Origin of the sequence: Streptomyces sp. NBC_01267, assembly GCF_036241575.1 — a bacterium.
In the GTDB taxonomy this organism is placed as follows: Bacteria; Actinomycetota; Actinomycetes; order Streptomycetales; family Streptomycetaceae; genus Streptomyces.
In genome coordinates this window covers 729,805-755,519 of sequence record NZ_CP108455.1, presented here as the reverse complement: position 1 = coordinate 755,519, position 25,715 = coordinate 729,805, and the positions used below count along the sequence as shown (strand labels likewise).

Annotated in this window: 24 protein-coding genes; 16 read left to right on the top strand and 8 right to left on the bottom strand. The window is 70.2% G+C overall.

Features of this window, described 5'->3' with window-relative positions; translation table 11 throughout:
* Positions 1–25: 25 nt before the first annotated feature.
* On the top strand, positions 26–625 hold the full coding sequence (locus OG709_RS03575; RefSeq protein WP_250300564.1) for a transglutaminase-like domain-containing protein: 600 nt from the start codon (positions 26–28) through the stop codon (positions 623–625).
* A gap of 46 nt (positions 626–671) precedes the next feature.
* On the opposite strand, the gene OG709_RS03570 is transcribed toward OG709_RS03575, so the two are convergent.
* Positions 672–1,394, bottom strand: coding sequence for a lysophospholipid acyltransferase family protein (locus OG709_RS03570; RefSeq protein WP_250300562.1), 723 nt, complete (start codon positions 1,392–1,394; stop codon positions 672–674).
* Between the two features lie 255 nt (positions 1,395–1,649).
* On the opposite strand from OG709_RS03570, the gene OG709_RS03565 reads away from it, so the two are divergent.
* The 5 genes from OG709_RS03565 (at position 1,650) to OG709_RS03545 (ending at position 6,275) form a co-directional block, all read left to right on the top strand.
* On the top strand, positions 1,650–2,069 hold the full coding sequence (locus OG709_RS03565) for a thioredoxin family protein (RefSeq protein WP_250300560.1): 420 nt from the start codon (positions 1,650–1,652) through the stop codon (positions 2,067–2,069).
* 214 nt (positions 2,070–2,283) lie between these two features.
* Positions 2,284–2,805, top strand: a complete 522-nt coding sequence (locus tag OG709_RS03560) for a flavin reductase family protein (protein WP_250300559.1) — start codon at positions 2,284–2,286, stop codon at positions 2,803–2,805.
* A 199-nt stretch (positions 2,806–3,004) separates the two neighbouring features.
* Positions 3,005–3,790: an electron transfer flavoprotein subunit beta/FixA family protein gene (locus OG709_RS03555; RefSeq protein ID WP_266644293.1), complete on the top strand. Its 786-nt coding sequence runs from the start codon at positions 3,005–3,007 to the stop codon at positions 3,788–3,790.
* A gap of 71 nt (positions 3,791–3,861) precedes the next feature.
* On the top strand, positions 3,862–4,824 hold the full coding sequence (locus OG709_RS03550) for an electron transfer flavoprotein subunit alpha/FixB family protein (RefSeq protein WP_250300555.1): 963 nt from the start codon (positions 3,862–3,864) through the stop codon (positions 4,822–4,824).
* Positions 4,825–4,976: 152 nt separating this feature from the next.
* Positions 4,977–6,275, top strand: coding sequence for a DUF6986 family protein (locus tag OG709_RS03545; RefSeq protein WP_250300553.1), 1,299 nt, complete (start codon positions 4,977–4,979; stop codon positions 6,273–6,275).
* Between the two features lie 70 nt (positions 6,276–6,345).
* Here OG709_RS03545 and OG709_RS03540 read toward each other — a convergent pair whose 3' ends face one another.
* Positions 6,346–7,323, bottom strand: a complete 978-nt coding sequence (locus OG709_RS03540; RefSeq protein WP_250300862.1) for a LacI family DNA-binding transcriptional regulator — start codon at positions 7,321–7,323, stop codon at positions 6,346–6,348.
* A 189-nt stretch (positions 7,324–7,512) separates the two neighbouring features.
* On the opposite strand from OG709_RS03540, the gene OG709_RS03535 reads away from it, so the two are divergent.
* Positions 7,513–8,472 carry an ROK family protein gene (locus OG709_RS03535; protein WP_266644295.1) on the top strand — a complete coding sequence of 320 codons (960 nt, stop codon included), beginning with the start codon at positions 7,513–7,515 and terminating at the stop codon, positions 8,470–8,472.
* Here the strand turns inward: OG709_RS03535 and OG709_RS03530 are convergent.
* The gene (locus OG709_RS03530; RefSeq protein ID WP_329164776.1) at positions 8,462–10,492 is read right to left on the bottom strand and encodes an NPCBM/NEW2 domain-containing protein; all 2,031 of its coding nucleotides are present in this window, start codon (positions 10,490–10,492) and stop codon (positions 8,462–8,464) included. The genes OG709_RS03535 and OG709_RS03530 overlap by 11 nt on opposite strands.
* A gap of 268 nt (positions 10,493–10,760) precedes the next feature.
* Between OG709_RS03530 and OG709_RS03525 the strand changes: the two genes are divergently transcribed.
* The 5 genes from OG709_RS03525 (at position 10,761) to OG709_RS03505 (ending at position 16,862) form a co-directional block, all read left to right on the top strand.
* Positions 10,761–12,053: an ABC transporter substrate-binding protein gene (locus tag OG709_RS03525; protein ID WP_250300548.1), complete on the top strand. Its 1,293-nt coding sequence runs from the start codon at positions 10,761–10,763 to the stop codon at positions 12,051–12,053.
* A gap of 23 nt (positions 12,054–12,076) precedes the next feature.
* Positions 12,077–12,991, top strand: coding sequence for a carbohydrate ABC transporter permease (locus OG709_RS03520; RefSeq protein WP_266644298.1), 915 nt, complete (start codon positions 12,077–12,079; stop codon positions 12,989–12,991).
* Positions 12,988–13,905 carry a carbohydrate ABC transporter permease gene (locus OG709_RS03515; RefSeq protein WP_250300544.1) on the top strand — a complete coding sequence of 306 codons (918 nt, stop codon included), beginning with the start codon at positions 12,988–12,990 and terminating at the stop codon, positions 13,903–13,905. Before OG709_RS03520 ends, OG709_RS03515 begins: the two co-directional genes overlap by 4 nt.
* Before the next feature lie 111 nt (positions 13,906–14,016).
* Positions 14,017–15,495, top strand: coding sequence for an FG-GAP-like repeat-containing protein (locus OG709_RS03510; RefSeq protein ID WP_329164773.1), 1,479 nt, complete (start codon positions 14,017–14,019; stop codon positions 15,493–15,495).
* Positions 15,496–15,824: 329 nt separating this feature from the next.
* Positions 15,825–16,862 (top strand): NUDIX domain-containing protein, encoded by a 1,038-nt coding sequence (locus OG709_RS03505; protein ID WP_250300540.1) that lies wholly within the window; start codon positions 15,825–15,827, stop codon positions 16,860–16,862.
* A 115-nt stretch (positions 16,863–16,977) separates the two neighbouring features.
* Here OG709_RS03505 and OG709_RS03500 read toward each other — a convergent pair whose 3' ends face one another.
* Complete coding sequence (locus OG709_RS03500) at positions 16,978–18,342, bottom strand: dipeptidase (protein WP_250300538.1); 1,365 nt, start codon at positions 18,340–18,342, stop codon at positions 16,978–16,980.
* 155 nt (positions 18,343–18,497) lie between these two features.
* Between OG709_RS03500 and OG709_RS03495 the strand changes: the two genes are divergently transcribed.
* Positions 18,498–19,805, top strand: coding sequence for a geranylgeranyl reductase family protein (locus OG709_RS03495; RefSeq protein ID WP_329164771.1), 1,308 nt, complete (start codon positions 18,498–18,500; stop codon positions 19,803–19,805).
* Between the two features lie 93 nt (positions 19,806–19,898).
* Here the strand turns inward: OG709_RS03495 and OG709_RS03490 are convergent, their stop codons facing one another.
* Positions 19,899–20,360 (bottom strand): nitroreductase family deazaflavin-dependent oxidoreductase, encoded by a 462-nt coding sequence (locus OG709_RS03490; protein ID WP_250300534.1) that lies wholly within the window; start codon positions 20,358–20,360, stop codon positions 19,899–19,901.
* 131 nt (positions 20,361–20,491) lie between these two features.
* Between OG709_RS03490 and OG709_RS03485 the strand changes: the two genes are divergently transcribed.
* The 3 genes from OG709_RS03485 to OG709_RS03475 are packed head-to-tail and all read left to right on the top strand — an operon-like array spanning position 20,492 to position 23,267.
* Positions 20,492–21,187 (top strand): TetR/AcrR family transcriptional regulator, encoded by a 696-nt coding sequence (locus OG709_RS03485; protein WP_250300532.1) that lies wholly within the window; start codon positions 20,492–20,494, stop codon positions 21,185–21,187.
* Positions 21,188–21,246: 59 nt separating this feature from the next.
* The gene (locus tag OG709_RS03480; protein ID WP_329164768.1) at positions 21,247–22,605 is read left to right on the top strand and encodes a sensor histidine kinase; all 1,359 of its coding nucleotides are present in this window, start codon (positions 21,247–21,249) and stop codon (positions 22,603–22,605) included.
* The gene (locus OG709_RS03475; RefSeq protein ID WP_250300528.1) at positions 22,602–23,267 is read left to right on the top strand and encodes a response regulator; all 666 of its coding nucleotides are present in this window, start codon (positions 22,602–22,604) and stop codon (positions 23,265–23,267) included. The genes OG709_RS03480 and OG709_RS03475 overlap by 4 nt, the downstream gene beginning before the upstream one ends.
* Here OG709_RS03475 and OG709_RS03470 read toward each other — a convergent pair.
* The 3 genes from OG709_RS03470 to OG709_RS03460 form a co-directional block, all read right to left on the bottom strand.
* Positions 23,228–23,500 carry a DUF6332 family protein gene (locus OG709_RS03470; RefSeq protein ID WP_329164765.1) on the bottom strand — a complete coding sequence of 91 codons (273 nt, stop codon included), beginning with the start codon at positions 23,498–23,500 and terminating at the stop codon, positions 23,228–23,230. The two genes, OG709_RS03475 and OG709_RS03470, sit on opposite strands and share 40 nt — an antisense overlap.
* Before the next feature lie 85 nt (positions 23,501–23,585).
* Positions 23,586–24,323: a maleylpyruvate isomerase family mycothiol-dependent enzyme gene (locus tag OG709_RS03465; protein ID WP_266645141.1), complete on the bottom strand. Its 738-nt coding sequence runs from the start codon at positions 24,321–24,323 to the stop codon at positions 23,586–23,588.
* Positions 24,324–24,363: 40 nt separating this feature from the next.
* Positions 24,364–25,629: an MFS transporter gene (locus OG709_RS03460; protein WP_250300524.1), complete on the bottom strand. Its 1,266-nt coding sequence runs from the start codon at positions 25,627–25,629 to the stop codon at positions 24,364–24,366.
* Between the last annotated feature and the right edge of the window lie 86 nt (positions 25,630–25,715).

Below are 25,715 nucleotides of genomic sequence, written 5' to 3'. Positions count from 1 at the left end.
GGCCGCACTCGTACCCTCGCCCGTCATGGAGCTGATCCAGGAAGTACCCGAACCCGCCGCGTACTTGGCCGCTGACGAGAGCATCGACCACGGGCACCCGCTCGTCCGGGAGACGGCGGCCCGGCTGCGCCGCGACGCCACCGACGCATACTCATACGCCAAAGCGGCGTTCGAATGGGTACGTGACGCGATTCCGCACTCGAACGACTCGGGCGATCCGCGTGTCACCTGGCGCGCCTCCGACGTCATCGGGCAGCGCACCGGCATCTGCTACGCCAAATCCCACGCCCTGGCGGCGCTGCTGCGCGCCGAGTCTCTTCCCGCGGCCCTCTGCTACCAGCGGCTCGCGGACGACGACGGAACACATCCGGTGATCCACGGCCTGGTCGCCGTACTGCTGCCCGGTCGGCGGAGCTGGGCCCGCCAGGACGCACGCGGCAACAAACCGGGTGTCGACGCGCAGTTCTGCCCGGACGGGAGCCGCACGGCCTGGACCGTGCGCCCCGAGCACGGAGAAGTGGACTACCCGACGCTGTACGCCGCTCCGCACCCGGCCGTACTGGCCGTGCTGCGGGCGGCGCCGGACCGTCCGTATCTCGCGCGTACGCTCCCCGCCGCGCTCTGAGGCGGGAGCGGGCCGTCCCGCTCCCGGGAGAGACGTTTCCGCTGGGTCAGCCGGCCTCGCGCACCTGCGCGGCGGTCGGCGCGGTGCCGCCGAGATGCGCCGGGACCCACCAGGTGTCCGCCGCGTTCTTCGGGCGTACCGGATAGGCGCGCTGGGCTGCTTCGAGCAGTTCCTGCACCCGCTCGCGCAGCCGGCGGGTGATCGCCCCGGCGTACTCGTCGGTGGGCGCCTCCATCGGCTCGCCGACCCGGATCGTCACCGGGATGTGGCTGCGCTTGAGGTTGCGCGGCCGACCCTTGGTCCACAGCCGCTGGGTGCCCCACAGCGCCATCGGGATCAGCGGTACGCCGGCGTCCTGGGCCAGCCGCGCGGCGCCCGACTTGAAGCTCTTGAGCGTGAAGGACTCCGAGATGGTGGCCTCGGGGAAGACGCCGATGATCTCGCCGGAGCGCAGCGCCGTGAGGGCGTGCCGGTAGGCGGCCTCGCCCTGCTTGCGGTCCACCGGGATGTGCTTCATCCCGCGCATCAGCGGCCCGGAGATCTTGTGCCGGAACACCGACTCCTTCGCCATGAAGCGGACCAGACGCTTCTGCGGGAGCGCGACGAGGCCGTCGAAGATGAAGTCCAGATAGCCGATGTGATTGCTGACGAGCACGGCCCCGCCGGAGCGCGGGATGTGCTCGGAACCCTGTGTATCGATCTTCAGGTCGAGCGCCTTGAACAGACCGCGAGCGGCGCCGATGACCGGTCGATAGACGAGTTCTGCCATCTGGAAAAGACCCTTCTGTGCCCGGGGATGTGTCCCCCGGCGGAAGTTACGCTGCCGTAGGTTTTCGGCATTGGGCAGATCGTGCCCCATGGCGTCCAGAGTAGCCACCCCTGGTGTCGCCGGGCCGCGAGATTCTTGTCACGTCGTCAAAAGAGCGCCCGCACCACGCCTCAACAGCGGATACGCGGTGCGGCCGGAGCCGGGGGCGGTTCTCCACGCGACCGCGGGAATCACCGTGGCCAGGTGGGTGCTGCAATGAGGCGACACGCTGAACCGCGGCGTGTGACGGTACGCGCGGACCCGCGCGCTGCCGGACCGGTACGACGGCGAAGCGAACGGAGACCGAAGGTGCGCGCAGGCGACAGCGAAGTGCTGCTCAGCGCCCGCGAGTTGGGTGAACCGCTGGGGGAACGGGCGACGCTCGTCCAGTTCTCCAGCGCCTTCTGCCAGCCCTGCCGGGCGACCCGGCGGACACTGGAGGAAGTGGCCGCCATGGTCGACGGCGTCGCCCACGTCGAGCTCGACGCCGAGGCGCAGCTGGGCCTCGTGCGGCAACTGGACATCCGGAAGACCCCCACGGTGCTGGTGCTCGACGCGGACGGCCGGATCGTCCGCCGCGCCTCGGGCCAGCCGCGTCGCGCCGATGTCATCGCCGCTCTGGGGCATGCGGTCTGACGCGCCGTGATCGATCTCCTACATTCCGCGACGCTCTTGACTGGGCGCTTCTCGTGTCGTCAATCTGACGCTATGTCGCAGCTGCTTCGCCCCTACGGCCGACTTCTTCACGGCTGGGCCCCCACGGGCCTCGCCCGCACCGCCGACGGGCGCTGTCCGGGTGTCTGAACACTCCGGGTCCCGTTCGCCGACACCGCAGAAGGAACACCATTCCATGACGGCTCAGACTTCTGAAGCAGCTCCGACGACTCCCACCGACCGGCCCGCCGCTTCCGCGCTGCTCCGCTCGGTCTTCCGCAGGCATGCCGCCGGTGTCGCGGTGATCACCGCGGCCGGTGACAGGCCTGTCGGTTTCACGGCCACCTCGCTCAACTCGGTGGCCGCCGAGCCGCCGCTCATCTCCTTCGGCGTCGGGACCGGCTCGTCGAGCTGGCCGGTGGTGGCCGAGGCCGAGCATGTCGGCGTGCACATACTCGGCGAGCACCAGCAGGAGCTGGCCGCCACCTTCGCGCGCAGTGGTGCCGACCGGTTCGCCGCACCCACCGATTGGCGCAGCGGCCCCGAGGGTGTGCCGCTGCTGGACGGCGTACTGGCCTGGCTGGTCTGCCGGGTGGTGGCGCGGATTCCCGCAGGGGACCACCGCATCGTGATCGCCGAGGCCGTCGCCGGGGACCCGGCCGGGGCAGGGCGCCCGCTGCTCTACCACCAGGGCCGCTTCACCGCGCTCCGGGACTGAGAACCTCCTGCGTGACCGGGCGGTCGGCGTTGCCCAGGTCACAGTTCAAAGCGCTTGCTCACTGGGTACATTCTGGATGTACTGACGAGTAATATTTTGGTGGGGGAGTCGGAACCCCCGACCGGAAATCGCCCCAACAGGCGCCTATGCTGCGAGCAACAAGGCAGCCCGGAAAAGACGATGCAGTAGGAGAGCCGGCGTGAGCTTGAGGATCGTTGTCTGTGTGAAGTACGTGCCCGACGCCACCGGCGACCGGCATTTCGCCGATGACCTGACGCTGGACCGTGACGATGTCGACGGTCTGCTGTCGGAGCTCGACGAGTACGCGGTGGAGCAGGCGCTCCAGATCGCCGGTGAGGCGGACGACGCCGAGATCACCGTGCTCACCGTCGGCCCCGAGGACGCGAAGGACGCGCTGCGCAAGGCGCTGTCGATGGGTGCGGACAAGGCTGTTCACGTCGAGGACGACGATCTGCACGGCACCGACGTGATGGGGACGTCGCTGGTTCTCGCCAAGGCGATCGAGAAGACCGGCTACGACCTGGTCGTCTGCGGCATGGCATCGACGGACGGCACCATGGGTGTGCTTCCGGCGCTGCTCGCCGAGCGGCTCGGCGTCCCGCAGGTCACCCTGCTCTCCGAGGTCTCGGTCGACGGCACCACGGTCAAGGGCCGCCGGGACGGAGACACCGCCAGCGAGCAGCTGGAGGCTTCGCTGCCTGCCGTCGTGTCGGTGACGGACCAGTCGGGCGAGGCCCGCTACCCGTCCTTCAAGGGCATCATGGCCGCCAAGAAGAAGCCGGTCGAGGCCCTCGACCTGGGGGACCTGGACCTGGACGCGGACCTGGTCGGTCTCGAAGGCGCCTGGACCAAGGTGGAGTCCGCTACGGAGCGTCCGGCCCGCACCGCGGGCACGATCGTCAAGGACGAGGGCGAGGGCGGCAAGCAGCTCGCGGAGTTCCTGGTGAGCCAGAAGTTCATCTGAGGCTCGACGAGCCCCCTCCATCCGCCTGATCGCCCGCAGATTCTTCGTATTCGCAGCAGGAGAGCATTGTCATGGCTGAAGTTCTCGTCTACGTCGACCACGTCGACGGTGCCGTCCGTAAGCCCACCCTGGAGCTGTTGACGCTGGCCCGGCGGATCGGTGACCCGGTCGCCGTCGCGCTCGGCTCCGGCGCCGAGGCCACCGCCGCCGCGCTCGCCGAGCACGGCGCGGTGAAGGTCCTCACCGCCGACGCCCCCGAGTTCGGCGACTACCTCGTCGTGCCGAAGGTCGACGCGCTGCAGGCCGCCTACGACGCGGTCTCCCCGGCCGCGGTCCTCGTCCCCTCGTCCGCCGAGGGCAAGGAGATCGCGGCGCGCCTCGCGGTCCGTATCGGCTCCGGCATCATCACCGACGCCACCGACCTGGAGGCCGGTGACGAGGGTCCGGTGGCCACGCAGGCCGCGTTCGCCGCGTCGTTCACCACCAAGTCCCGTGTCAGCAAGGGCGTTCCGGTCATCACGGTCAAGCCCAACTCGGCTCCGGTCGAGGCCGCCCCGGCCGCGGGCACCGTCGAGGCCCTGACGGTCTCCTTCGGTGAGAAGTCCACCGGCACCAAGATCGTCTCGCGTACGCCGCGGGAGTCGACGGGCCGCCCGGAGCTGACCGAGGCCGCGATCGTGGTCTCCGGCGGCCGGGGCGTCAACGGCGCCGAGAACTTCCACATCATCGAAGCCCTCGCCGACTCCCTCGGTGCGGCCGTCGGCGCCTCGCGCGCCGCGGTCGACGCCGGGTGGTACCCGCACTCGAACCAGGTCGGCCAGACCGGCAAGTCCGTCTCGCCGCAGCTCTACATCGCCAACGGCATCTCCGGTGCGATCCAGCACCGCGCCGGTATGCAGACCTCGAAGACCATCGTGGCCGTCAACAAGGACGCCGAGGCCCCGATCTTCGACCTCGTCGACTACGGCGTCGTCGGTGACCTCTTCCAGGTCGTCCCGCAGCTCACCGAGGAAGTCACCTCGCGCAAGGGCTGACCAGCGTATTCCGTACGGCCGGGGGCCGCGTGGCGAATTTCGCCGCGCGGCCCCCGGCCGTTTCGGGCACCCATTGACGCAGATCATGACCGCCCATTAACTTCGCTGTACGGATTATTTATTCCGATGAGCGGAAAACAGGAGGATGCAGGATGGGTCAGCAGGAGAAGGTGGCGACGAGCCTGGCCGGCGCGGTCAGCGAGGACATCAGCGCTTCCCTCGTCGCCGTCGACGAGGAGCTCGCGCGCCACTACCCGGGGGACCCCGGAACCCGCCAGCCCGTCCATACGGTGTACGTACCCGGGGACGCGTTCGAGCCCCGGACCGTCCGCTCCTGGGGCGACCAGGCCCTCGCCTCGCTCGACGCACACGCGCCGGACGCCGGCTCCTTCGCCGCGCTCCTCGGAATCGGTACCGAACTGGCGGGCCCGGTGTACGAGCGGGTGCGCGCCAAACTGCAGCGCGAGCCCGTGGAGGACCTGCGCATCGACTTCGAGGACGGTTACGGCCCGCGCCCCGACGCCGAGGAGGACGCGGCGGCGGCCCGCGCCGCCCGACTGGTGGCCGAGGCGTACGCCGACGGCACGGCCGCCCCGTACATGGGCATCCGCATGAAGTGTATGGAGGCAGCGGTCCGCGACCGCGGAATCCGCACCACGGACATCTTCCTCACCGGGCTGATGCAGGCCGGCGGGCTGCCCGAAGGGCTGGTCCTGACCCTGCCCAAGGTCACCTATCCCGAGCAGGTCACCGCGTTCGTCCGGCTCCTCGAAGCCTTCGAGGAGGCCCACGGCCTGCCCGGCGGGCGGATCGGCTTCGAGATCCAGATCGAGACCAGCCAGTCCATCCTCGCCGCCGACGGCACCGCCGCCGTCGCCAGGATGATCACCGCGGCGGAGGGCAGGGCCACCGGACTCCACTACGGCACCTTCGACTACAGCGCCTGCGTCGGCGTCAGCGCGGCCCACCAGGCCAGTGACCACCCCGCCGCCGACCACGCCAAGGCCGTGATGCAGGTGGCGGCGGCCGGTACCGGCGTCCGTGTCTCGGACGGTTCCACCAATGTGCTGCCGATCGGGACGACCGAGCACGTCCACGAGGCCTGGCGGCTGCACTACGGCCTCACCCGCCGTGCGCTGGCCCGTGCGTACTACCAGGGCTGGGACATGCACCCGGCTCATCTGCCGACCCGGTACGCCGCCGTGTACGCCTTCTACCGCGAGGGCCTGGAGCCCGCCGCCGCCCGGCTCGCCGCGTACGTGGCCAAGGCCGGCGGCGACGTCATGGACGAGCCCGCGACCGCCAAGGCGCTCAGCGGTTACCTGCTGCGCGGTCTGGACTGCGGCGCCCTCGACTCCGCGGAGGTCACCGGGCTCACCGGCCTGACCCGCGCCGACCTGGACGGCTTCGCGAGCCCGCGCCGCGCGGACCTGACGGTGACGGCCCCTTGAGGCCTGCCCGGTCAGGGCCTGTCCGGCCCCCGTCGTCGACGACGGGGGCCGGACTGTGCCCGAACTGCCGTTATGCGGGCGGGATCTCGCCCGAGCCGCGCGCGATGAGCCGGGTCGGCAGCACCTTCTGGGACGGTGCGTCGTTCGCCCCGTCCAGTCGGCGGAAGAGCGTTTCGGCGGCGGTGCGTCCCAGCGCCGCCGCGTCCTGGGCGATCACGGTGATGCCCAGCAGGTCGGCCAGTTCGATGTCGTCGAAACCGACCAGGGCGACCGGCTGATCGCGCTCCGCCAGGACCCGTACGGCGGTGACCGTCACACGGTTGTTGCCCGCGAAGATCGCGGTGACCGGTTCCGGTCCGTCCAGCAGGGCCCCCACCGCGGCACGGACCCGTTCCGCCTCGGTGACGCCGAGCGAGACCCAGGCGTCCTCCACCGTCAGGTCCGCCTCGGTCATCGCCGCGTGGTAGCCGCGCAGTCGCTCGGTGGCCGTGTGGATGCGCGGCTGGTCCCCGATGAAGCCGATCCGGCGATGGCCCCCGGCGATGAGATGGGCGACGCCGTCGCGCGCGCCGCCGAAGCTGTCCGAGAGCACCATGTCCGCGTCGATCTTCCCGGCGGGCCGGTCGACGAAGACGGTGGCGACCCCGGCGGCGATCTCGGGTTCCAGATAGCGGTGGTCGTCACCGGCCGGGATCACGATCAGCCCGTCCACCCGGCGGGCGCACAGCGCGAGCACCAGTTCCTGCTCGCGCTCGGGGTCCTCCGCGCTCGATCCGTTGATGAGCAGGGCGCCATGGGCGCGGGCCACCTCTTCCACCGCGCGGTTCAGCGGCCCGTAGAACGGGTCGGCGAGGTCCTCCAGGACCAGGCCGATGCTGGCGGTACGGCCCTTGCGCAGCACACGCGCACTGTCGTTGCGGCGGAACCCCAGGGCCTCGATGGCCTCCTGCACCCGGCGCTCCGTGTCGGGCGTGACGCCCGGCTCGCCGTTGACCACCCGTGAGACGGTCTTGAGGCCGACTCCGGCACGAGCGGCGACGTCCTTCATCGTCGGCCGGTTGCCGTATCGGGGCTCGGGGTGGCTGGCGGTGTGGGCCACAGTGCGCTGTCCTGTCGTCGGCTGGTGGAGCGGGAAGAGCTGTGGCGTCGAGCATAGGGCCTGGACAACGTTGTCAGGTGAATGGAGACTGGCCACAGCACTCTTCATTACCCCTTGTCACCTGGAGATCCGACACCGATGCACAACCACCTGGTAGCCGCGCTCGACATCGGCGGCACAAAGATCGCCGGCGCGCTGGTGGACGGCAGGGGGCAGATTCTCGTCCGCACACAGGCGCCGACGCCCGCCAAGGAGGACGGCGACACGGTGATGGACGCCGTCCGGACCGTGCTGGCGGACCTCGCCGCCGACCCGCGCTGGGAGCGTACGACGGCCGTCGGGATCGGCAGCGCCGGCCCCGTGGACGCCTCGGACGGGACCGTCAGCCCGGTGAACGTGCCGGGCTGGCGCGACTATCCGCTGGTCGGCCGGGTGCGCGACGCCGTGGGCGGACTGCCCGTCACGCTCGTCGGTGACGGCGTCGCGATGACCGCCGCCGAACACTGGCGGGGCGCCGCCCGCGGTTACGACAACGCCCTGTGCATGGTCGTCTCGACCGGTGTGGGCGGCGGCCTGGTGCTGGGGGGTGTGCTGCGCGCGGGTCCCACCGGGAACGCGGGGCACATCGGTCACATCAGCGTGGACCTGGACGGGGACTCCTGCCCGTGCGGGTCGCGCGGCTGCGTGGAGCGCATCGCCAGCGGGCCGAACATCGCCCGCCGGGCGCTGGCCGACGGCTGGCTGCCCGGCCCGGACGGAGACGCCACCGCCGCCGCGGTCGCCGCAGCGGCCCGCTCGGGCGACCCGGTCGCCACCGCCTCCTTCGAGCGCGCGGCCCAGGCGCTGGCCGCGGGGATCGCCGCCACGGCGACCCTCGTCGAGATCGACATCGCCGTGATCGGCGGGGGAGTGGCGGGCGCGGGCGAGGTGCTCTTCGCCCCGCTGCGGCGGGCGCTGCGGGACTACGCCACGCTCTCCTTCGTACAACAGCTGAAGGTGGCTCCCGCGCTCATGGGCAATGACGCGGGTCTGGTCGGGGCGGCAGCCGCCGCCTCGCTCGGCGAACCGGGCGGGGCGGCGGCGGTTGTCAGCAGCTGAGCTTCGCGTCCGCCCAGTCGGCGTGGTCGGAGTCGTTCCCGTCCCCGGCGTCGGTGACCACCAGACGTACCACCTGCGCACCGCTCACGTCGGCCGAGATCGAGTGCGCGAAGTCGACGTTGGTGAGGACGCCGGTCGACGCCACCTTCGTGCCGTCCGCCCAGATCTCGAAGGTGACCGTGCCCTTGATCCCCGTCTCGTCGTCGACACCCGCCTGGGCGCTCACATTGGAGCAGGCGCCGCCGGCGTAGTACTCGACAGCGCTCGGCGCGTGCACCCCGAGGCCCTTGGCGTAGACGATCCCGTTGATGGTGATCGGGCTGCCGTCGCCCGCTTTGGTCTCACCGTTGCTGGTGTCCTTCTCCACCGGGCCCCAGCCGTTGCTGGACGACACCGCGGGCAGATCGCTGAGATACGAACTCCCCGACGGCGGCGCCACGACGACATGGGCCTGGACGGGCAGCTCGGTCGTGACGCGTTCCCCGGTGAGGGAGCGGTACGTCGAGGTCAGCTTCAGGTCGTACGAGCCCGTGGCGGCCCCTGCGGGCGGCGTGAGCCGCCAGGAGGTCCGCAGGGACTCCCCGGTCGGCACGGATGCCGCAGTGGCCTTGGAGAGGGCCTTCACACCCCAGCCGGCCGGAGCGGAGAGCGAGGCGCCCGCCTGGAGCGCCGGGGTACGGCCCTGGTCGGTGACCGTGGTGGTCAACGTGCTCGCCTTGCCCGCCTGGACGAGCAGGGAGCCGCTGATGCCCGACTCGACGGCCGACGGGTACGCGGCCCACTTGGGGTCCTGTGCGACGCGCAGCAGCACCGTGCCGTGCGCCGGGACGGTCGCCGAGAGGCTGCCCGCCGTGTTGTAGGTCTTGTGCTGCCAGAGATCGCGCTCGGTGTACCCGGACGCCTCGGGCAGCCCGACCGCGCTCGCCGTGGTGGAGACGCGCTGCGGGCTGTCGCTCTCGTTGAAGAGCGCGACGGCGCGGCTGCCGTCCGCCATCTCCTTCGCGACCACCCAGCGACCGCCCTCGGAGGACAGCACCTTGCCCTGCTTGCCGAGCGGGTCCTGGTCGACGGCGATGACTTCCTTGTTGGTCACGATGTCGTACGTCTCGGCCGATGCCTTGCGCAGGTCGGTGCCGATGAGCAGCGGCGACGCCATGATCGACCACATCGAGAAGTGCGTGCGGTACTCGGTGTCGGTCATACCGCCGTTGCCGACCTCCAGCATGTCCGGGTCGTTCCAGTGCCCGGGGCCGGCCGCCGCGTCGAGCGGCAGGTTCTGCTTGAGGATCGACAGCATGGACGACCAGCTGTCGCTGATGTCACCGGTGGTGCGCCACAGGTTCCCGACGTCCCCGGCCCACTCCCAGGGCTTGTTGGAGCCCCATTCGCAGATGCTGTAGACGATCGGGCGGCCGGTCGCCGCGAGCGCGTCACGCATCGTCTTGTAGCGCTGCACCGCGTCGATGCCCAGGTTGTTGCAGTTGTCGTACTTGAGGTAGTCGACGCCCCAGTCGGCGAACTGCTGGGCGTCGCTGTACTCGTGGCCGAGCGCTCCGGGCAGCCCCACGCTGTCGCACGTCTTGGTGCCGGCGCTCGTATAGATGCCGAGCTTCAGGCCCTTGGAGTGGACGTAGTCGGCAACTGCCTTGATCCCGTTGGGGAATCGCACGGGATCGGGGACCAACTTGCCGTCGGCGTCCCGCTGCGGCTTCGCCCAGCAGTCGTCGAGGTTGACGTACTGGTAGCCGGCCGCCTTGAGTCCCTTGTCGACGAAGATGTCGGCGATGCCCTTCACCATCGTCTCGTTGAAGTCGGCGCTGCAGCCGGTGGAGTTCCAGTTGTTGAAGCCCATCGGAGGTGTCAGTGCGAGACCGTTGCCGAGATGCGGGGACACACTGTCCGGCGCGGTGCTCGCGACGGCCGGGGAGGCTACCCCGCCGGCACACAGCAGGGCTGTGACCAGTGCTCCGAGGACTCTTCGGCGGGTTCCGGTGGTGGTGCGGGCTGGAAGGTGACGCATCGATACGTTCCTCCGTACGTTCCCGTGATCGGATGTCTGCATGTACGTGTCAGTGACGAGCGTTTACGGTAGGGCTTGTTCGACTCTGTTGGAAGAGTCGCGGTAACGGTTGTTCGATATCTCGCTAAAACCCTTGACTGGCACGTCAGTTGAGGGTGAGATCCAATCCTCGCGTTCGTTTGTGTTGAGTTTCACCCTGGAGGAGGGGGACATGGCGCAGTCTTCGTACAACGGTTCAGTCGTGCCTGGGAGTGTGGCTGGACATCGGATGTCCCGGCGGGGCCTTCTGCGTGGCGCGGCGGCCGGTGCCGGCGCCGTGGCGCTGCCTTCGCTCCTCACGGCCTGCAGCAGCGGCCCCGGAGGAGACTCCAAGACCATCAAGCTGGGGTCGAATTCCTCGGACGCGGTGCCGAAGAAAGCATTTGCCGACGCCTTCGCCGCGTACGAGAAGCAGTCCAAGGACGGCCGGAAGATCAAGGTCAACACGGTTGACCACAACAGCTTCCAGGAGAACATCAACCGGTATCTGCAGAGCGATCCGGACGAAGTCTTCATGTGGTTCGCCGGAAACCGGATGCAGTACTTCGCCAAGAAGGGCCTGCTGTACGACATCAGCGACCTCTGGCAGGAGTACAAGGGCTTCACCCCCGCGCTGAAGGCCCAGTCGACGGGAGCGGACGGCAAGCAGTACTTCACGCCGTACTACTACTACCCGTGGGCGGTCTTCCATCGGAAGAGCCTCTTCACCAAGTACGGCTACGAGGCGCCGAAGACACTCGACGAGTACGTCGCGCTCGCCAAGCAGATGCAGAAGGACAAGCTGGACCCCATCGGCTTCTGCGACAAGGACGGGTGGCCCGCGATGGGCACCTTCGACTACCTCAACATGCGGACCAACGGCTACGACTTCCACAAGTCCCTGATGGCCGGGGAGGAGGCGTGGACCGACAAGCGGGTCAAGGACGTCTTCGACACCTGGCGGCGTCTCCTGCCGTACTGCCAGAAGGGCGCCAACGGCCGTACGTGGCAGGAGGCGGCACAGAGCCTGCAGAAGCGCGAGATCGGCATGGTGGTCCTCGGGATGCCGCACCCGGGCCAGCAGTTCCCGGCGAACGAGCGCCCCGACATCGACTTCTTCGCGTTCCCCGAGATCAACCCGGAGCACGGACAGGACGCCGTCGAGGCACCCATCGACGGATTCCTGCTGGCGAAGAAGTCCAAGGAACTCAAGAACAAGAAGTCCATGGAGAGCGCGAAGGACCTGCTCAGGTGGCTGGCCACGCCGAAGGCCGAGGACGTCTACCTCGCCGGTGACCCCAACAACATCGCGGTCAACAGCGGGGCGGACCTCTCGAAGTACACCCCGCTGCAGAAGAAGTCCGCCGAACTGATCGCCGGTGCCAAGCAGATCTCGCAGTTCATGGACCGTGACACCCGCCCCGACTTCGCCTCGACGGTGATGATCCCGGCCATCCAGAAGTTCATCTCCAGCCCGAACGATGTCGACGGCCTGTGCAACGACATCGAGCGTCAGAAGAAGTCCATCTTCGCTTCCGAGTGATCAGCCCCCTGGAGTAAAGACCCGTGGCGCTCAACACCGCGCGGCGCTCCGGACGACGAGGCCGCCGCCGTTTCACCAGGCGCGACCTCGTCGTCCTCGGGGTGCTGCTGGGCATACCCGTCCTGCTCGACGTCGCCATCGTGTGGGGGCCGACCCTCGCTTCGGTGGTGCTCTCCTTCACCAGCTGGGACGGCATCGGATCCATCAAGTGGGTGGGGACGCAGAACTACGCGAACCTCTTCACCAACTACCCGCCGTTCTGGCCCGCCGTGCGGCACAACCTGCTGTGGCTCGCCTTCCTCGGGCTCGTCGCCGTGCCGTTCGGCCTGCTGCTCGCCGTACTCATCGACAGGGGCGTGCGGTTCAGCCGCTTCTACCAGTCGACCCTGTACATGCCGGTGGTGCTCTCGCTCGCCGTGGTGGGCTTCATCGCCCAGCTGATCTTCTCCCGCGACCAGGGCGTACTCAACGCCGTGCTCGGGAACACGAAGAATCCCACCGACTGGCTCGGCGATCCGAACCTCAACATCTGGATGATCCTGCTGGCGGCGGCCTGGCGGCACACCGGCTACGTGATGATCCTCTACCTGGCCGGACTCAAGGCCGTCGATCCCTCGCTCAAGGAAGCGGCGTCCATCGACGGCGCGAGCGAGGCGCAGACCTTCTTCAGGATCGTCTTCCCGACCCTGCGGCCGGTCAATGTGATCGTCGGCGTCATCACCGTCATCGAGTCGCTGCGCGCCTTCGACATCGTCTACGCGGTGAACCACGGCCGCAACGGCCTGGAAGTGCTCTCGGTGCTCGTCACCGACAACATCATCGGCGAAGCCAGCAGAATCGGCTTCGGCTCCGCGATCGCCGTGGTGCTGCTGGCGGTCTCCATGGGCTTCGTCGTGACGTATCTGGTGCAGGAGATCCGAGGAGAGAAGTCCCGATGACCGTAGGCACCGCCCCGCCCCGCGCCGTGGCCCCGGCGTCCGTGCCCACCGCCCGCCGGCGGGGGACGCGTCCGGGCCGGATCGGCGTACACGTCTTCCTGATGGGCGTCTCGATCGCGTTCCTCGCGCCTCTGCTGCTCGCGGTCTACGCCTCGCTCAGGCCGTACGACGAGACGTCCAAGTACGGGTACTTCTCGCTGCCGAAGCACCTCTCCTTCCACTACTACAAACAGGCGTTCAGCGACTCGGGGATGACGAAGTACTTCGTCAACACCCTGATCATCGCGGTGCCCGGCGTCATCGTCACGCTGTTCCTCGCGTCCTTCGTCGCCTTCGCCGTCTCCCGGATCCGGCTGCGCGGCGGCATCGTGCTGCTGATGCTCTTCACCGCGGGCAACCTGCTGCCGCAACAGGTCATCGTCACCCCGCTGTACGTCGTCTTCAACCGCATCCCGCTGCCGTACTGGATGTCCGACTCGATGACGATGTTCGACTCCTACTGGGCCGTCGTCCTGGTACAGGTCGGATTCCAGATCGGCTTCTGCGTCTTCGTCCTCGCGAACTTCATGCGGACCCTGCCCGAGGAGATCCTGGAAGCCGCGATCGTCGACGGGGCTGGCGTCTGGACCCAGTTCTGGCGGATCACGCTGCCCCTGTGCCGCCCGGCCATCGCCGCGCTCGCCACCCTCGAATTCACCTGGATGTACAACGACTTCCTGTGGGCCCTGGTCTTCATGTCCGACGGGGACAAGCTGCCCATCACCTCGGCGCTGAACAACCTCCGCGGTCAGTTCTTCACCGACTACAACCTGCTCGCCGCGGGATCGGTGATCGTCGCGCTCCCCACGCTGGTGGTGTTCCTGCTGTTGCAGAAGCACTTCATCGCGGGACTGACGCTCGGTTCGACCAAGTGACGGACGAAGTCGGTGGGTTTGCGCTTCTGCCCGCCCCATTGCCTGTGCAACCATTCCGCGCTCACGTGTGTCAGGGGAGGTGAAGCAACCATCTGAAAGAGCGGAGCTCGTGTGTCTTCCCGAACCCTGGGTACTGGTGTGGCCCTCGCCGTCGCCGTCGTGTCCGCCGTCGTCGTCGCACCGGCGGCCCGAGCCGGATCCCCGTCCGCCACGACCGCCGGCGCCGTCGCGGCGGTCGAGAAGGCGGACTTCAACGGCGACGGCTATGCCGATGTCGCCTTCGCGGCGCCGTCCGCCACGGTCGACGGGAAGAAGGGCGCCGGTTACGTCGGGGCGATGTACGGCTCCAAGTCCGGTGTGAACCGGGCCTCCAGGCAGGTCATCACCCAGAACTCCGAGGGCGTGCCCGACTCCGCCGAGTCCGCCGACGCGTTCGGCAGCGCCCTCGCCTCCGCGGACCTCGACGGCGACGGCTACACCGATCTCGTCGTCGGGGCCTCCGGCGAGGACGCGGGCGTCGGCAAGCTCGGCACGCTCACCGTGCTCTGGGGGAGCCCCACGGGCCTCTCCGGCGGTGCGGTGATCGCCAAGGGGGAGACCGACACCGGAGGCATCGGCGACAAGCTCGCCGTCGGGGACTTCAACGGTGACGGCAGCCAGGACGTGGTGACCACCGCGAGCGGGATGCATCTGCGGCTGCTCTCCGGGCCGTTCGGGCGCGACGGCTCCGCACACGGCACGACGGTCGTCCGGGACGTGGACGACACCCGGTACCTGGACATCGCCGCGGGAGACATCACCGGCGACGGCATCACCGACCTCGTCGGTACGGTCAACGACGGTGACGAGTACGACGCCCGGCGGGTGCGCTTCCTGCGCGGTACGCCCGACGGGTTCGCCGCCGCCACGACCGTCACCAACTCCAAGGGGGGCCGCGTCCAGGGCGGCGAACACGTCACCACCGGTGACGTGAACCACGACGGATTCGCCGACATCGTTGTCGGCCGCCCGGTCGAGGGGTACGACAGCGATGTCGATCTGCCCCTCGCCAAGGGCGGCATGATCATGTACATCCCGGGTGGCTCGACCGGGCCGCAGGGCGACGGGGCGAAGGCCTTCAGCCAGGACTCCCCGGGCGTCCCCGGGGCGTCGGAGGTGGGCGACGGCTTCGGAGCCGCGGTCTCCGTCGGTGACACGAACGGCGACGGGTACGGCGACATCGTGGTCGGTGTTCCCGGCGAGGCCCTCGGCACCAAGGCGCGGGCGGGGCAGGTGATCGTGCTGCGGGGCAGCGCCACCGGCCCCACCGCCACCGGTTCCAAGGCGTTCCACCAGGACACCCCGGGCATCGAGGGGGTCGCCGAACCGAAGGACGAGTTCGGCGGGGCGACCTCGCTGGCGGACGCCGATTCCGACGGCCGGGCCGAGCTGATCGTCGGCGCCCCCGGTGAGAACGAGAACGCGGGATCCGTCTGGGCGCTGCCGGGCACCGCCGACGGCACGACGGGCACCGGCTCGATGACCTTCGGCAGCGGCACGCTCGGCACCGACCCGGCGAACGCGCGGCTCGGGTCGTCCTTCAACCGCTGACACCTGACCCGGCACGATCCGTCGGCCCGGCGCATCCACCTGCCCGCGGGCCGACGGATACGCCGGGCCCGATCCGCTCCGCCGTTCTTCCCCGATGTCAGCACGCGGGTTCATGGGCGATACCTGTGAGTATCCCGAGGGACGACGAGGGTGACGAGCACCATGCCGCACAACGGGGTTTCCGTGGCAGGGTGTTGCGGGCAAGCCACTGAAGGCCAGGGCCTGTCCGGCGGATCGGGGTCGGACAGGGCGCGGCGTCGGGGCAACGCGGCGAGGTGCCGTGCCCCGGCCATGATCTGCCGGACAGGTCTGAGGGAAGAGGGGGAACCGTGATCGTCTGGGTCAACGGTGCGTTCAGCGCGGGGAAGACCAGTGCCGCGCGAGAACTGATCGATCTGATCCCGAACAGCACCTTCTACGACCCCGAAGTACTCGGCGGGGCGCTGCGGTTGCTGCTGCCGCCGAAGAGGCTGGCCGAGGTGAACGACTACCAGGACCTGCCGATCTGGCGGCGCATGGTCGTCGACGCGGCCTCCGCGCTCCTCGCCGAGATGGGCGGGGTGCTCGTCGTGCCGATGACGCTGCTCAGACAGGAGTACCGCGACGAGATCTTCGGAGGACTGGCCTCCCGCCGCATCCCGGTCTGTCATGTGCTCCTGGCACCGGAGGAAACGATCCTGCGCGAACGGATCGCCGGCCGCGAGGAGTTCCCGGACGATCCCGAGGGCAGCGCGCGCACAAGACAGTGGGCGTACGAACACATCGAGCCCTACCGGACGGCGCTCGGCTGGCTCACCACGGACGCCCATACGCTCGACACCAGCGCCCTCACCCCGGCCGACACCGCGCGGCAGATCGCCGAGGCGGTCCGTACCGGGGCCGCGCGGGCCTGCGAGATCGTCCAGACCCCCGAGCCGACCGCGGAGACACTCGCCGCGGGCGTCCTGCTCTTCGACGAGCAGGACCGGGTGCTGCTCGTCGACCCGACGTACAAGCCCGGCTGGGAGTTCCCCGGCGGAGTGGTGGAGAACGGTGAGGCCCCGGCCCGCGCGGGCATCCGCGAGGTCGCCGAGGAGATAGGGATACAACTGGACCGCGTGCCCACGCTGTTGGTGGTGGACTGGGAGCCGCCGAACCCCCCGGGATACGGGGGCCTGCGGCTGCTCTTCGACGGTGGCCGCCTCGACAGCGGCGAAGCGGAACGGCTGCTGCTGCCCGGTTCCGAACTGCGCGGCTGGCGGTTCGTCAGCGAGCAGGACGCGGCGGAGCTGCTGCCGCCCGTCAGGTACGAGCGGCTGCGCTGGGCCCTGCGGGCCAGGGAGCGGTCGGTCGTCCTGAACCTGGAGGCCGGTGTCCCGGTCGGCTGACACCTGCGGTACGGCTGCGGCGACCCCGTGACGGGACCGCCGCAGTCGGCGCGGGCCGTGGCCGCTACCGCGCACCGCCGCCCGGTGACGGGCGGTCCGGGCGTGCGGCGCGCGGTCAGCTCTGCTTGGACCTGGCGTAGTTGACGAGGAAGTGCGCCTCGGCGACCGAGAGCCGCTCCAGCTCCTCGGGGGACACGCTCTCGTTGACGGCGTGGATCTGCGCCTCCGGCTCGCTGAGTCCGATCAGCAGGATCTCCGCCTCCGGATAGAGCGTGGCCAGCGTGTTGCACAGCGGGATCGAGCCGCCCATGCCCGCGGACTGCATCTCCTCGCCGGGGTACGCGATCCGCATCGCCTCGGCCATCGAGGTGTACGCGGGGCTGCTGGTGTCGGCGCGGAACGGCTGCCCCTGGCCGACCTGCTCCACCGAGACCCGCGCGCCCCACGGGGTGTGCGCCTCCAGGTGCGCGGTCAGCAGCTTGGTCGCCTCCGCGGCGTCGGTGCCCGGCGGCACCCGCAGGCTGACCTGGGCCCGTGCGCTCGCCTGCACCGACGGAGTGGCGCCCACGACGGGCGGGCAGTCGATTCCGATGACCGTGACTGCGGGGCGGGCCCAGATCCGGTCGGCGACCGTTCCGGTGCCGATCAGCGCGACACCGTCGAGGACCTTCGCATCCTGACGGAACTCGGCCTCCGGGTACTGGAGCCCCGCCCAGCTCGCGTCCGCGGCCAGGCCGTCGACGGTCGTCGAGCCGTCGGCGGCGCGCAGCGAGTCCAGCACGCGGATCAGCGCGGCGAGCGCGTCGGGCGCCGCGCCGCCGAACTGGCCGGAGTGCAGATTGCCTTCGAGGGTGTCCAGCTGGACCCGGAGCATCGTCATGCCGCGCAGGGTGGCGGTGACGGTGGGCAGGCCGACCCGGAAGTTCCCGGTGTCCCCGATGACGACGGCGTCGGCGGCGAGCAGTTCGGGGTGTGCCTCCGCGTACCGCTCCAGGCCGCCGGTGCCCTGCTCCTCCGAGCCCTCCGCGATGACCTTGACGGAGACGGGGACGCCTCCGCCGGCCTTGAGGGCGCGCAGCGCGAGCAGGTGCATGATGAACCCGCCCTTGCAGTCGGCGGCGCCCCGCCCGTACCAGCGGCCGTTCCGCTCGGTCAGCTCGAACGGCGGGGAGAGCCAGGCGTCCTCGTCGAGCGGCGGCTGCACGTCGTAGTGCGCGTAGAGCAGCACCGTCGGGGCGTCGGCGGGGCCGGGCAGGAAGCCGTAGACCGACTGGGTGCCGTCCGGAGTGTCCAGCAGGGCGACGTCCTGGAAGCCCTCGTCACGCAGCGCACCGGCAACCCAGTTCGCCGCGTCCTCGCACTCGCTCCTGGGGAAGAGCGCCGGATCCGCCACCGACCGGAACGCGACCAGCTCGGTCAGCTCCGCCTGGGCGCGGGGCATCAGCGAGGCGATGGTCTCGGCAATCGGAATCGCGGTCATGGGCACGCTCCTCGTGGGTGCGACGTTGAAGTACGTGTACGTGTGTGTACAACGAAGGTGCGATCGATCCTCCCACAGCGGGATAGGGCGACATCGCGCCGTAGTATGCCGTCGACAGCACGGGCCACTGGTCGGATCAGGAGCAGCAGCACATCGTGAGCAGCGAGAACGCAGACGCGAGCACGGAGAACGACCGGCCGGTATGGGATGTGGTGGTGGTCGGCGCAGGTCCTGCCGGGGCCTCTGCGGCATATGCCGCGGCGGTGGCGGGACGCCGGGTCCTCCTTCTGGAGAAGGCCGAGTTGCCCCGCTACAAAACATGCGGGGGCGGCATCATCGGCCCGTCCCGCGACTCCCTGCCGCCGGGGTTCGAACTGCCCCTGCGTGACCGGGTGTACGCGGTGACGTTCTCGATGAACGGCAGGATGACCCGGACCCGGCGCTCCAAGCAGATGCTCTTCGGGCTGATCAACCGCCCGGAGTTCGACCAGGGGCTGGTCGAGGAGGCGCAGAAGGCGGGCGCCGAGATCCGTACGGGTGCGGCGGTGGCGAGGGTCGAGCAGCACGGCTCCGCTGTCCCGGACCGGCGCACCGTCGCCGTGGTCCTCTCCGACGGGGAGACGGTGCTGGCGCGCGCGGTCGTGGGCGCGGACGGCAGTGCCAGCCGCATAGGGGCACATGTCGGTGTGAAGCTCGACCAGGTGGACCTCGGCCTGGAGGCGGAGATCCCGGTGCCGCCGACGGTCGCCGAGGACTGGGCGGGCCGGGTGCTCATCGACTGGGGCCCCATTCCGGGGAGTTACGGATGGGTGTTCCCCAAGGGCGACACGCTCACCGTCGGTGTGATCTCGGCACGCGGCGAGGGCGCGGCCACCAAGCGCTATCTGGAGGACTTCATCGCGCGGCAGGGTCTGGCGGGCTTCGAGCCGTCCGTCTCCTCCGGACATCTGACACGGTGTCGCAGCGAGGACTCACCGCTCTCCCGGGGGCGCGTGCTGGTCTGCGGGGACGCGGCCGGTCTGCTGGAGCCCTGGACGCGTGAGGGGATCTCCTTCGCCCTGCGTTCGGGCCGGCTCGCGGGGGAGTGGGCGGTCCGGGTGTCGGAGGCGCACGACGCGGTGGACGCCCGCCGTCAGGCGCTGAACTACGCCTTCGCCATCAAGGCCGGACTCGGTGTCGAGATGGCGGTCGGGCGCCGGATGCTCAAGCTGTTCGAGCGCCGCCCGAAGATGCTGCACACGGTGATCACCGGATTCCGGCCCGCCTGGAAGGCGTTCGCCGGGATCACCCGCGGTTCGACTTCACTCGGGGAGCTGGTCCGTACGCATCCGATGGCCCAGCGCGCCCTGGGCGTTCTGGACCGCAAGGAGCCCGACAAGGCGGGCAAGGTCGCCGGTCCCGGTGAGAACGCAGCCGAGGACACCGGCGAGGACGTGGGCAGGGAAGTCAGCCCGGTCGAGTAGTCGGTCGTCGGCCGGGTGTCCGGTCAGCCGGGTGTCCGGCCGACCGCGCGTCCGGTCGGCCAACTGGCCGGGTTGGCCGGTCCGGTCGGTCGGTCAGTGTGCCGCGGTGATCCGGAAGACGGGGTGGTCGGGGGCGATCCGCCGGAGTTCCTCGGTGGTCGATTCGGGGCCGACGCCGCCGAAGAACGTCCCGACCTCCGCCTTCCAGCGCTTCAGATAGGCGCGCAGGATCTCGGGCTTCTCGTCGTCGGGCACCTCGACCGCGGTGAAGGGCTGCTGCTTGCCGCCGAGCCCGAGTTCGCCGCCTCCGGCCACGCGCATGTTGTGCGTCCACTGGACGTGGCCGCGGGCGGCGATCAGATACTGTCCGCCGTCCAGCGTCAGCGGGTTGACCGGAGTGTGACGCCACTCGCCGCTCTTGCGTCCGCGCACCGCCAGGATGCGAGAGCCCCGGACGCTGATGCCGCGCCGGGTCAGCCCGCCGACCACCCGGTTGAAGACGTTGACCGTGAGCCAGCCGGGCTTCTTGACGTAGGTGGGGGCGGTGGCAGTCATGAGTTTCTCCCTCTGAACAATGTGAGCACTGCTCTCTCTCCTGGGACCAGTCTGCATCGGAACAGTGATCTAAAGCAAGAGCAGTGCTCACATTGTTGGTCACTGATCTGATATCTGGCAGACTGGCTGCCATGAGTGCTGTCCGAGGAGCCAGGGAACGGGCCCGTGTCGAGGTCACCGCAGCTATCAAGGACGAGGCGCGCAGACAGCTCGCCGACCAGGGGGCGGCCAAACTCTCCCTGCGTGCGGTGGCCCGTGAGCTGGGCATGGTCTCCTCCGGCCTCTACCGCTACTTCCCCAGCCGGGACGACCTGCTGACCGCGCTGATCATCGACGCCTACGACGCGATCGGGGAAGCCGCCGAAGCCGCCCTCGCCCCTGCGGGCCGGGCCACCGACCACGACCGATGGGTCATGGTCTGCGCGGCGGTACGCCGGTGGGCGCTCGCCCACCCCCACGAGTACGCCCTGATCTACGGCTCTCCGGTCCCCGGCTACGCGGCCCCGCAGGCGACCGTCGGTCCCGCGTCCAGGGTCGCGCTGGTCCTGATATCCGTCACCCTCGACGCGAACCGCACCGGCGGACTGGCCCTCCCCCCGCTGCCTGAAACACTGCGGCCGGAGGCCGGGCGTCTCGCCGCGGATGTCGCCCCGGAGCTCCCGCCCGCGGTCGCCGTGGCCCTCGCCGCGGCCTGGGCGCAGCTCTTCGGGCTCATTTCCTTCGAGCTCTTCGGCCAGTTCCACAAGGTGGTGACGGACCGCGAAACCTTCTTCGCGCACGCCGCCGGGAACCTCGCGGAGTCCGTCGGTCTACTCCGCAGGGAGTAGGCCTGACCGCCACGCCGGGCTGACGCTTCCGGCGCGGTCCTCGGTCTAGCGTTGCCCGCATGGACCAGCCCGGCACCGATGAGCAGCGCGTACGCGGACGCGGTGGCCCGCCCTGGGCACAGGGCGGGCAGGGGCGGTGGCAGCCACCGTGGGCCTCGCCGTCCGAGGGCCGGTTGCCCTGGCGCTCCACGCTCGTCACCACGGTGATCGTCCTGGTGGGCAGTAATTTCGCCGCGCACGGGCAGGCCGGCCACCGCGTGCCGCTCGACATCTACGCCCGGCTCCTGATGCTGCTCGGCCAGGCTCTCCTGCTGCTGCGGATCAAGCACCCCGTACTCGTCGCCTTCGGTACCGCCGCCACCACGATGATCTACCTCGGCGCGGGATACCCGTACGGACCGGTCTTCGTCACGGTCGCCGTCGCCTGCTTCTCCGCCGTGGTGTCCGGCCACCGCTACGCCGCCTGGTCGGCCATCGGCATGCTCTGGGCGGGGCATGTGCTGACCGTCCACTGGTTCTACCGTTGGCTTCCGCCGGCCGGTGACCATGCCGCGCCCTGGGGGCAGGAACTGGTCGTCACCGCCTGGGTGGTGGCCGTGCTCGCCGCAGCGGAACTGGTTCGGGTACGGCGTGAGCAGTGGGCCCGCGAGCGGGCCGAGCGCCGGGCCGCCGAGAAGCGCCGCACCGACGAGGAACGGCTCCGGATCGCCAGGGAACTCCACGACGTGCTGGCCCACAGCATCTCCGTCATCAATGTGCAGGCAGGGGTCGGGCTCGCGCTCCTGGACTCGGACCCCGAGCAGGCGCGCACCGCCCTGACCACGATCAAGGCCGCGAGCAAGGAAGCCCTGGGCGAGGTCCGGCAGGTACTGGACACGCTGCGCGCCCCGGGCGCCGCGCCCCGGGCGCCCGCGCCCGGACTCGCCCGGCTCTCCGAACTCGTCGAGCAGGCTTCGGCCGCCGGTCTGACGGTGGGGACCACGACGGAAGGGGCACGCAGGGAACTCCCGCCCGGCGCGGACCTCGCAGCCTTCCGGATCCTGCAGGAGGCCCTGACCAATGTCGTCCGCCACTCCGAGTCCCGTACCGCCCACATCACGCTCACCTATGCCCCGGAGCGGCTCGCGCTGCGCATCGACGACGAAGGTCCCGCCAGTCACGGCGAAGCGGGCGGCAGCGGCAACGGCCTGGTGGGCATGCGCGAGCGGGCAGCGGCCCTGGGCGGCACGATCGACGCGGGCCCACGCCCCGGAGGCGGCTTCCGGGTCGAGGCCTTCATCCCGCTCTCCGCCGGCCGACGGTCGGCCACGCCATCCTCGTCGCCGTCGCCGTCGCCGTCGCCGTCGCCGTCGCCGTCACCGGAACAGTCGTCCGAACAGGCCGCCGGTCCCGCCGCCGCACCGAAGGAGTCCCCGTGATCCGCGTACTGCTCGCCGACGACCAGTCCCTCGTCAGAGCCGGATTCCGGGCGCTGCTCGGGGCCCAGCCGGACATCGAGGTGGCCGGTGAGGCCGCCGACGGCGCCCAGGCGCTGCAACTGGTGCGCGAACTGCGCCCCGACATCGTGCTGATGGACATCCGGATGCCCGTGCTCGACGGTCTGGCCGCCACCCGGAAGATCACCGACGACCAGGACCTCGACGGGGTCAAGGTGGTCATGCTCACCACTTTCGAGCTCGACGAGTACGTCTTCGAGGCGATCCGCTCCGGCGCGTCCGGGTTCCTGGTCAAGGACACCGAGCCGGAGGAACTGCTGCGCGCGGTACGGGCGGTGGTCGACGGCGACGCGCTGCTCTCGCCGGGGGTGACACGCAGACTCATCGCGGAGTTCGCCGCCCGTTCCAAGGAACCGGCGGCTCTCTCCGACCTCGGCGGACTCACCGACCGGGAGAGGGAGGTGATGGCCCTGGTCGGCATCGGGCTCTCCAACGACGAGATCGCCCGCAGGCTCGTCGTCAGCCCGCTGACCGCCAAGACGCACGTCAGCCGGGCCATGGTGAAACTCGGCGCCCGGGACCGCGCCCAACTGGTCGTGCTGGCCTACGAGTCGGGCTTGGTCCGGCCCGGTTGGCTGGGCTGAGCGACACCGCGGAAGCGCCACAGGACATGGACGACGCGGGCGAGGAACGCGACGGTGGCCGCCGAGGCCGCCGCCACGAACAGGACATGCGCGATGCCGGACGGCACGTCGAGGAAGAAGAGCGGGCAGACGACCCCGACGAAGGTGGCAGCTGCCACGAAGCCCGCAGTGACCAGTGCGTAACCGATCTCGACGGTGATGGCATCGCGCTCGGACCGAGACCTTGTGCCCATACGGCAAGTCTCACACGCCGCGCCCGGCCCGGGGCGGTTTCCCGGGGTACGCGGCCGGACGGCCCGATGACGGCGGCTGCCGCGATCAGATCCCGGCCGTCTCCCGCCAGAGCCGCGCGAGCGCCGCGTCGCCCGTGACGGACACGGCGGTGAGCGGCAGGCGGTTCCACAGCGTCGCGTAGAGCAGCGTGGCGGTCGCGCTCAACTCGACGTCGGCGACGCCGGTATCGGTGGTGTCGGCCTGCGGCGGCCCGTCGGACAGCCGGACCGTCCACACGTCACCGGTGTCGGTCGCCCGGACCCGGAGGGTCTTCGGTACGTCCGTACGCATCCGGCTCCTGGGCATCGACTGGAGCCCGCGGAGCAGTTCGTCGACACCGTCCGCGGCGAACTCCGGCTCGGACGCGGTGATCTCGGTGCCCAGCGCCGATTCGGCGTCCATCCGGTGCACCGCCGTCTCGTGCGCCTGCCGCCGCGCCCAGAACGTGAGCGGGGAGTCCGCGGGCAGGATGGTCCAGGACTTCAGGTCGTCCGGCGCTGCGCGCAACGCGGCGACCAGCGTCCGGTGTCCGTCCCTGAACCAGTCCACCAGCGCGGTCCCGTCCAGGCCGGGCGGGGCGTCCGCGGGGGGCTGGTACTGCGAGAGGCCCTCCACCACGTACGCCGTCGACCAGCGGTGGGTCCGGCCGGTGTGCGCCAGCAGGTCCCGTACCTGCCAGTCCGGACAGGTCGGCACGTCGGCCCCGGGGCCCGCCTGCGCGGCGGCCTCGGCGAGCCGACGGCCCTCCTGGTCCAGGGCGTCGATGAACTCGGCGGTTCTCAGATGCTTCACAGGTGCTCCCATACGGGGATTGTGGCAGCGGTCAGGTGGTGGGTGCGGCGGAATCGACGGACGGGGTGCCGGGCGCGGACGTCGTGGCCGACGACGCGTTGCGCGTGGCGTACCCGATGAGCGCGGCGGTCGCGGCCAGCAGCGCCATCGTGGTGAGGGCGACGGGCAGGGTCAGCGCGTCCGCGAGGAAGCCGATCACGGGCGGTCCCAGGAGCATGCCTCCGTAACCCAGGGTGGACGCGGTGGCGACGCCGCCGGGGCCGGCGAGCGCGCCCGCGCGGGCCATCGCCACGGGGAAGCTGTTGGCCAGGCCGAGCCCCGCCATCACGAAGCCGATCAGCGCGAGCCAGGTGGTGGGCGCGAGGGACCCCAGCAGCATTCCGGCCGCGGCGAGGGTCGCGCCCCCGACCAGGACGCGCGTCTGGCCCAGGCGTTCGAGGAGTGCGGTGCCGGTGAGCCGGCCGAGAGTCATGGCCAGCGCGAAGAGCGAGTAGGCGGCGGCTGCGACACCCGGGTGCGTGTGCAGGTCCTGCTTGAGGTGCAGTGCGCTCCAGTCGGCCATGGAGCCCTCGCCGTAACTGGTGCAGAGCGCGATCGTGCCGAACACGAGGACCAGGCGGCGGCTGCGGGCGTCGAGACGCCGTGTTCCGGGCTTCCGAGGGGTGCTGTTCTCGGCCGCCGGGGCCCGGTGGCGCAGCAGTTCACGTCCGGCGACACCGGTCACCAGCAGTCCGACGACGGTCAGGCCCAGCAGATGGGTGGCGGCGGAGAGGCGGCCCGCGACCAGACCGCCGACGCCTGCTCCGACCATGCCGCCGAGGCTGAACGCGGCGTGGAAACTCGGCATCACGGGGCGGCGGAGCGCGGCCACCAGGTCGACGGCCGCGCTGTTCATCGCGACGTTGACGCCGCCGTACCCGGCGCCGAAGACCAGCAGGACCAGACCCAGGGTGAGGGCCGAATGCGTCTGCGGCGGCAGCGCGATGCTCAGCGAGAGGAGCACTCCGCAGACCACGGTGACCACGTGATTGCCGAAGCGCCGGCAGAGCCGTCCGGTGAGCATCATCGTGATCACGGCCCCGACGGACACACCCAGCAGCGCGAGGCCGAGGGCGCTCGACGACGCACCGGTCTGCGACTTGATCGCGGGGATGCGGACCACCCAGCCGGCGAAGAGGAAGCCGTCGAGGGCGAAGAACACGGTGATGGTGGCGCGGAGACGGAGCAACGAGGGTGCGGCGCTGTTTTCGCCGGGTCCCCCCGAGAAGGCCGTTCGTACTTTGTTTAGATTCGGCACAAAAGAAGGATAGGGGCAGTGGCGGCCGGGGACAAGGGCGGTACCGGATCGTCTGCCACCGCCCGGGATCATGGGAGACTCGCCCC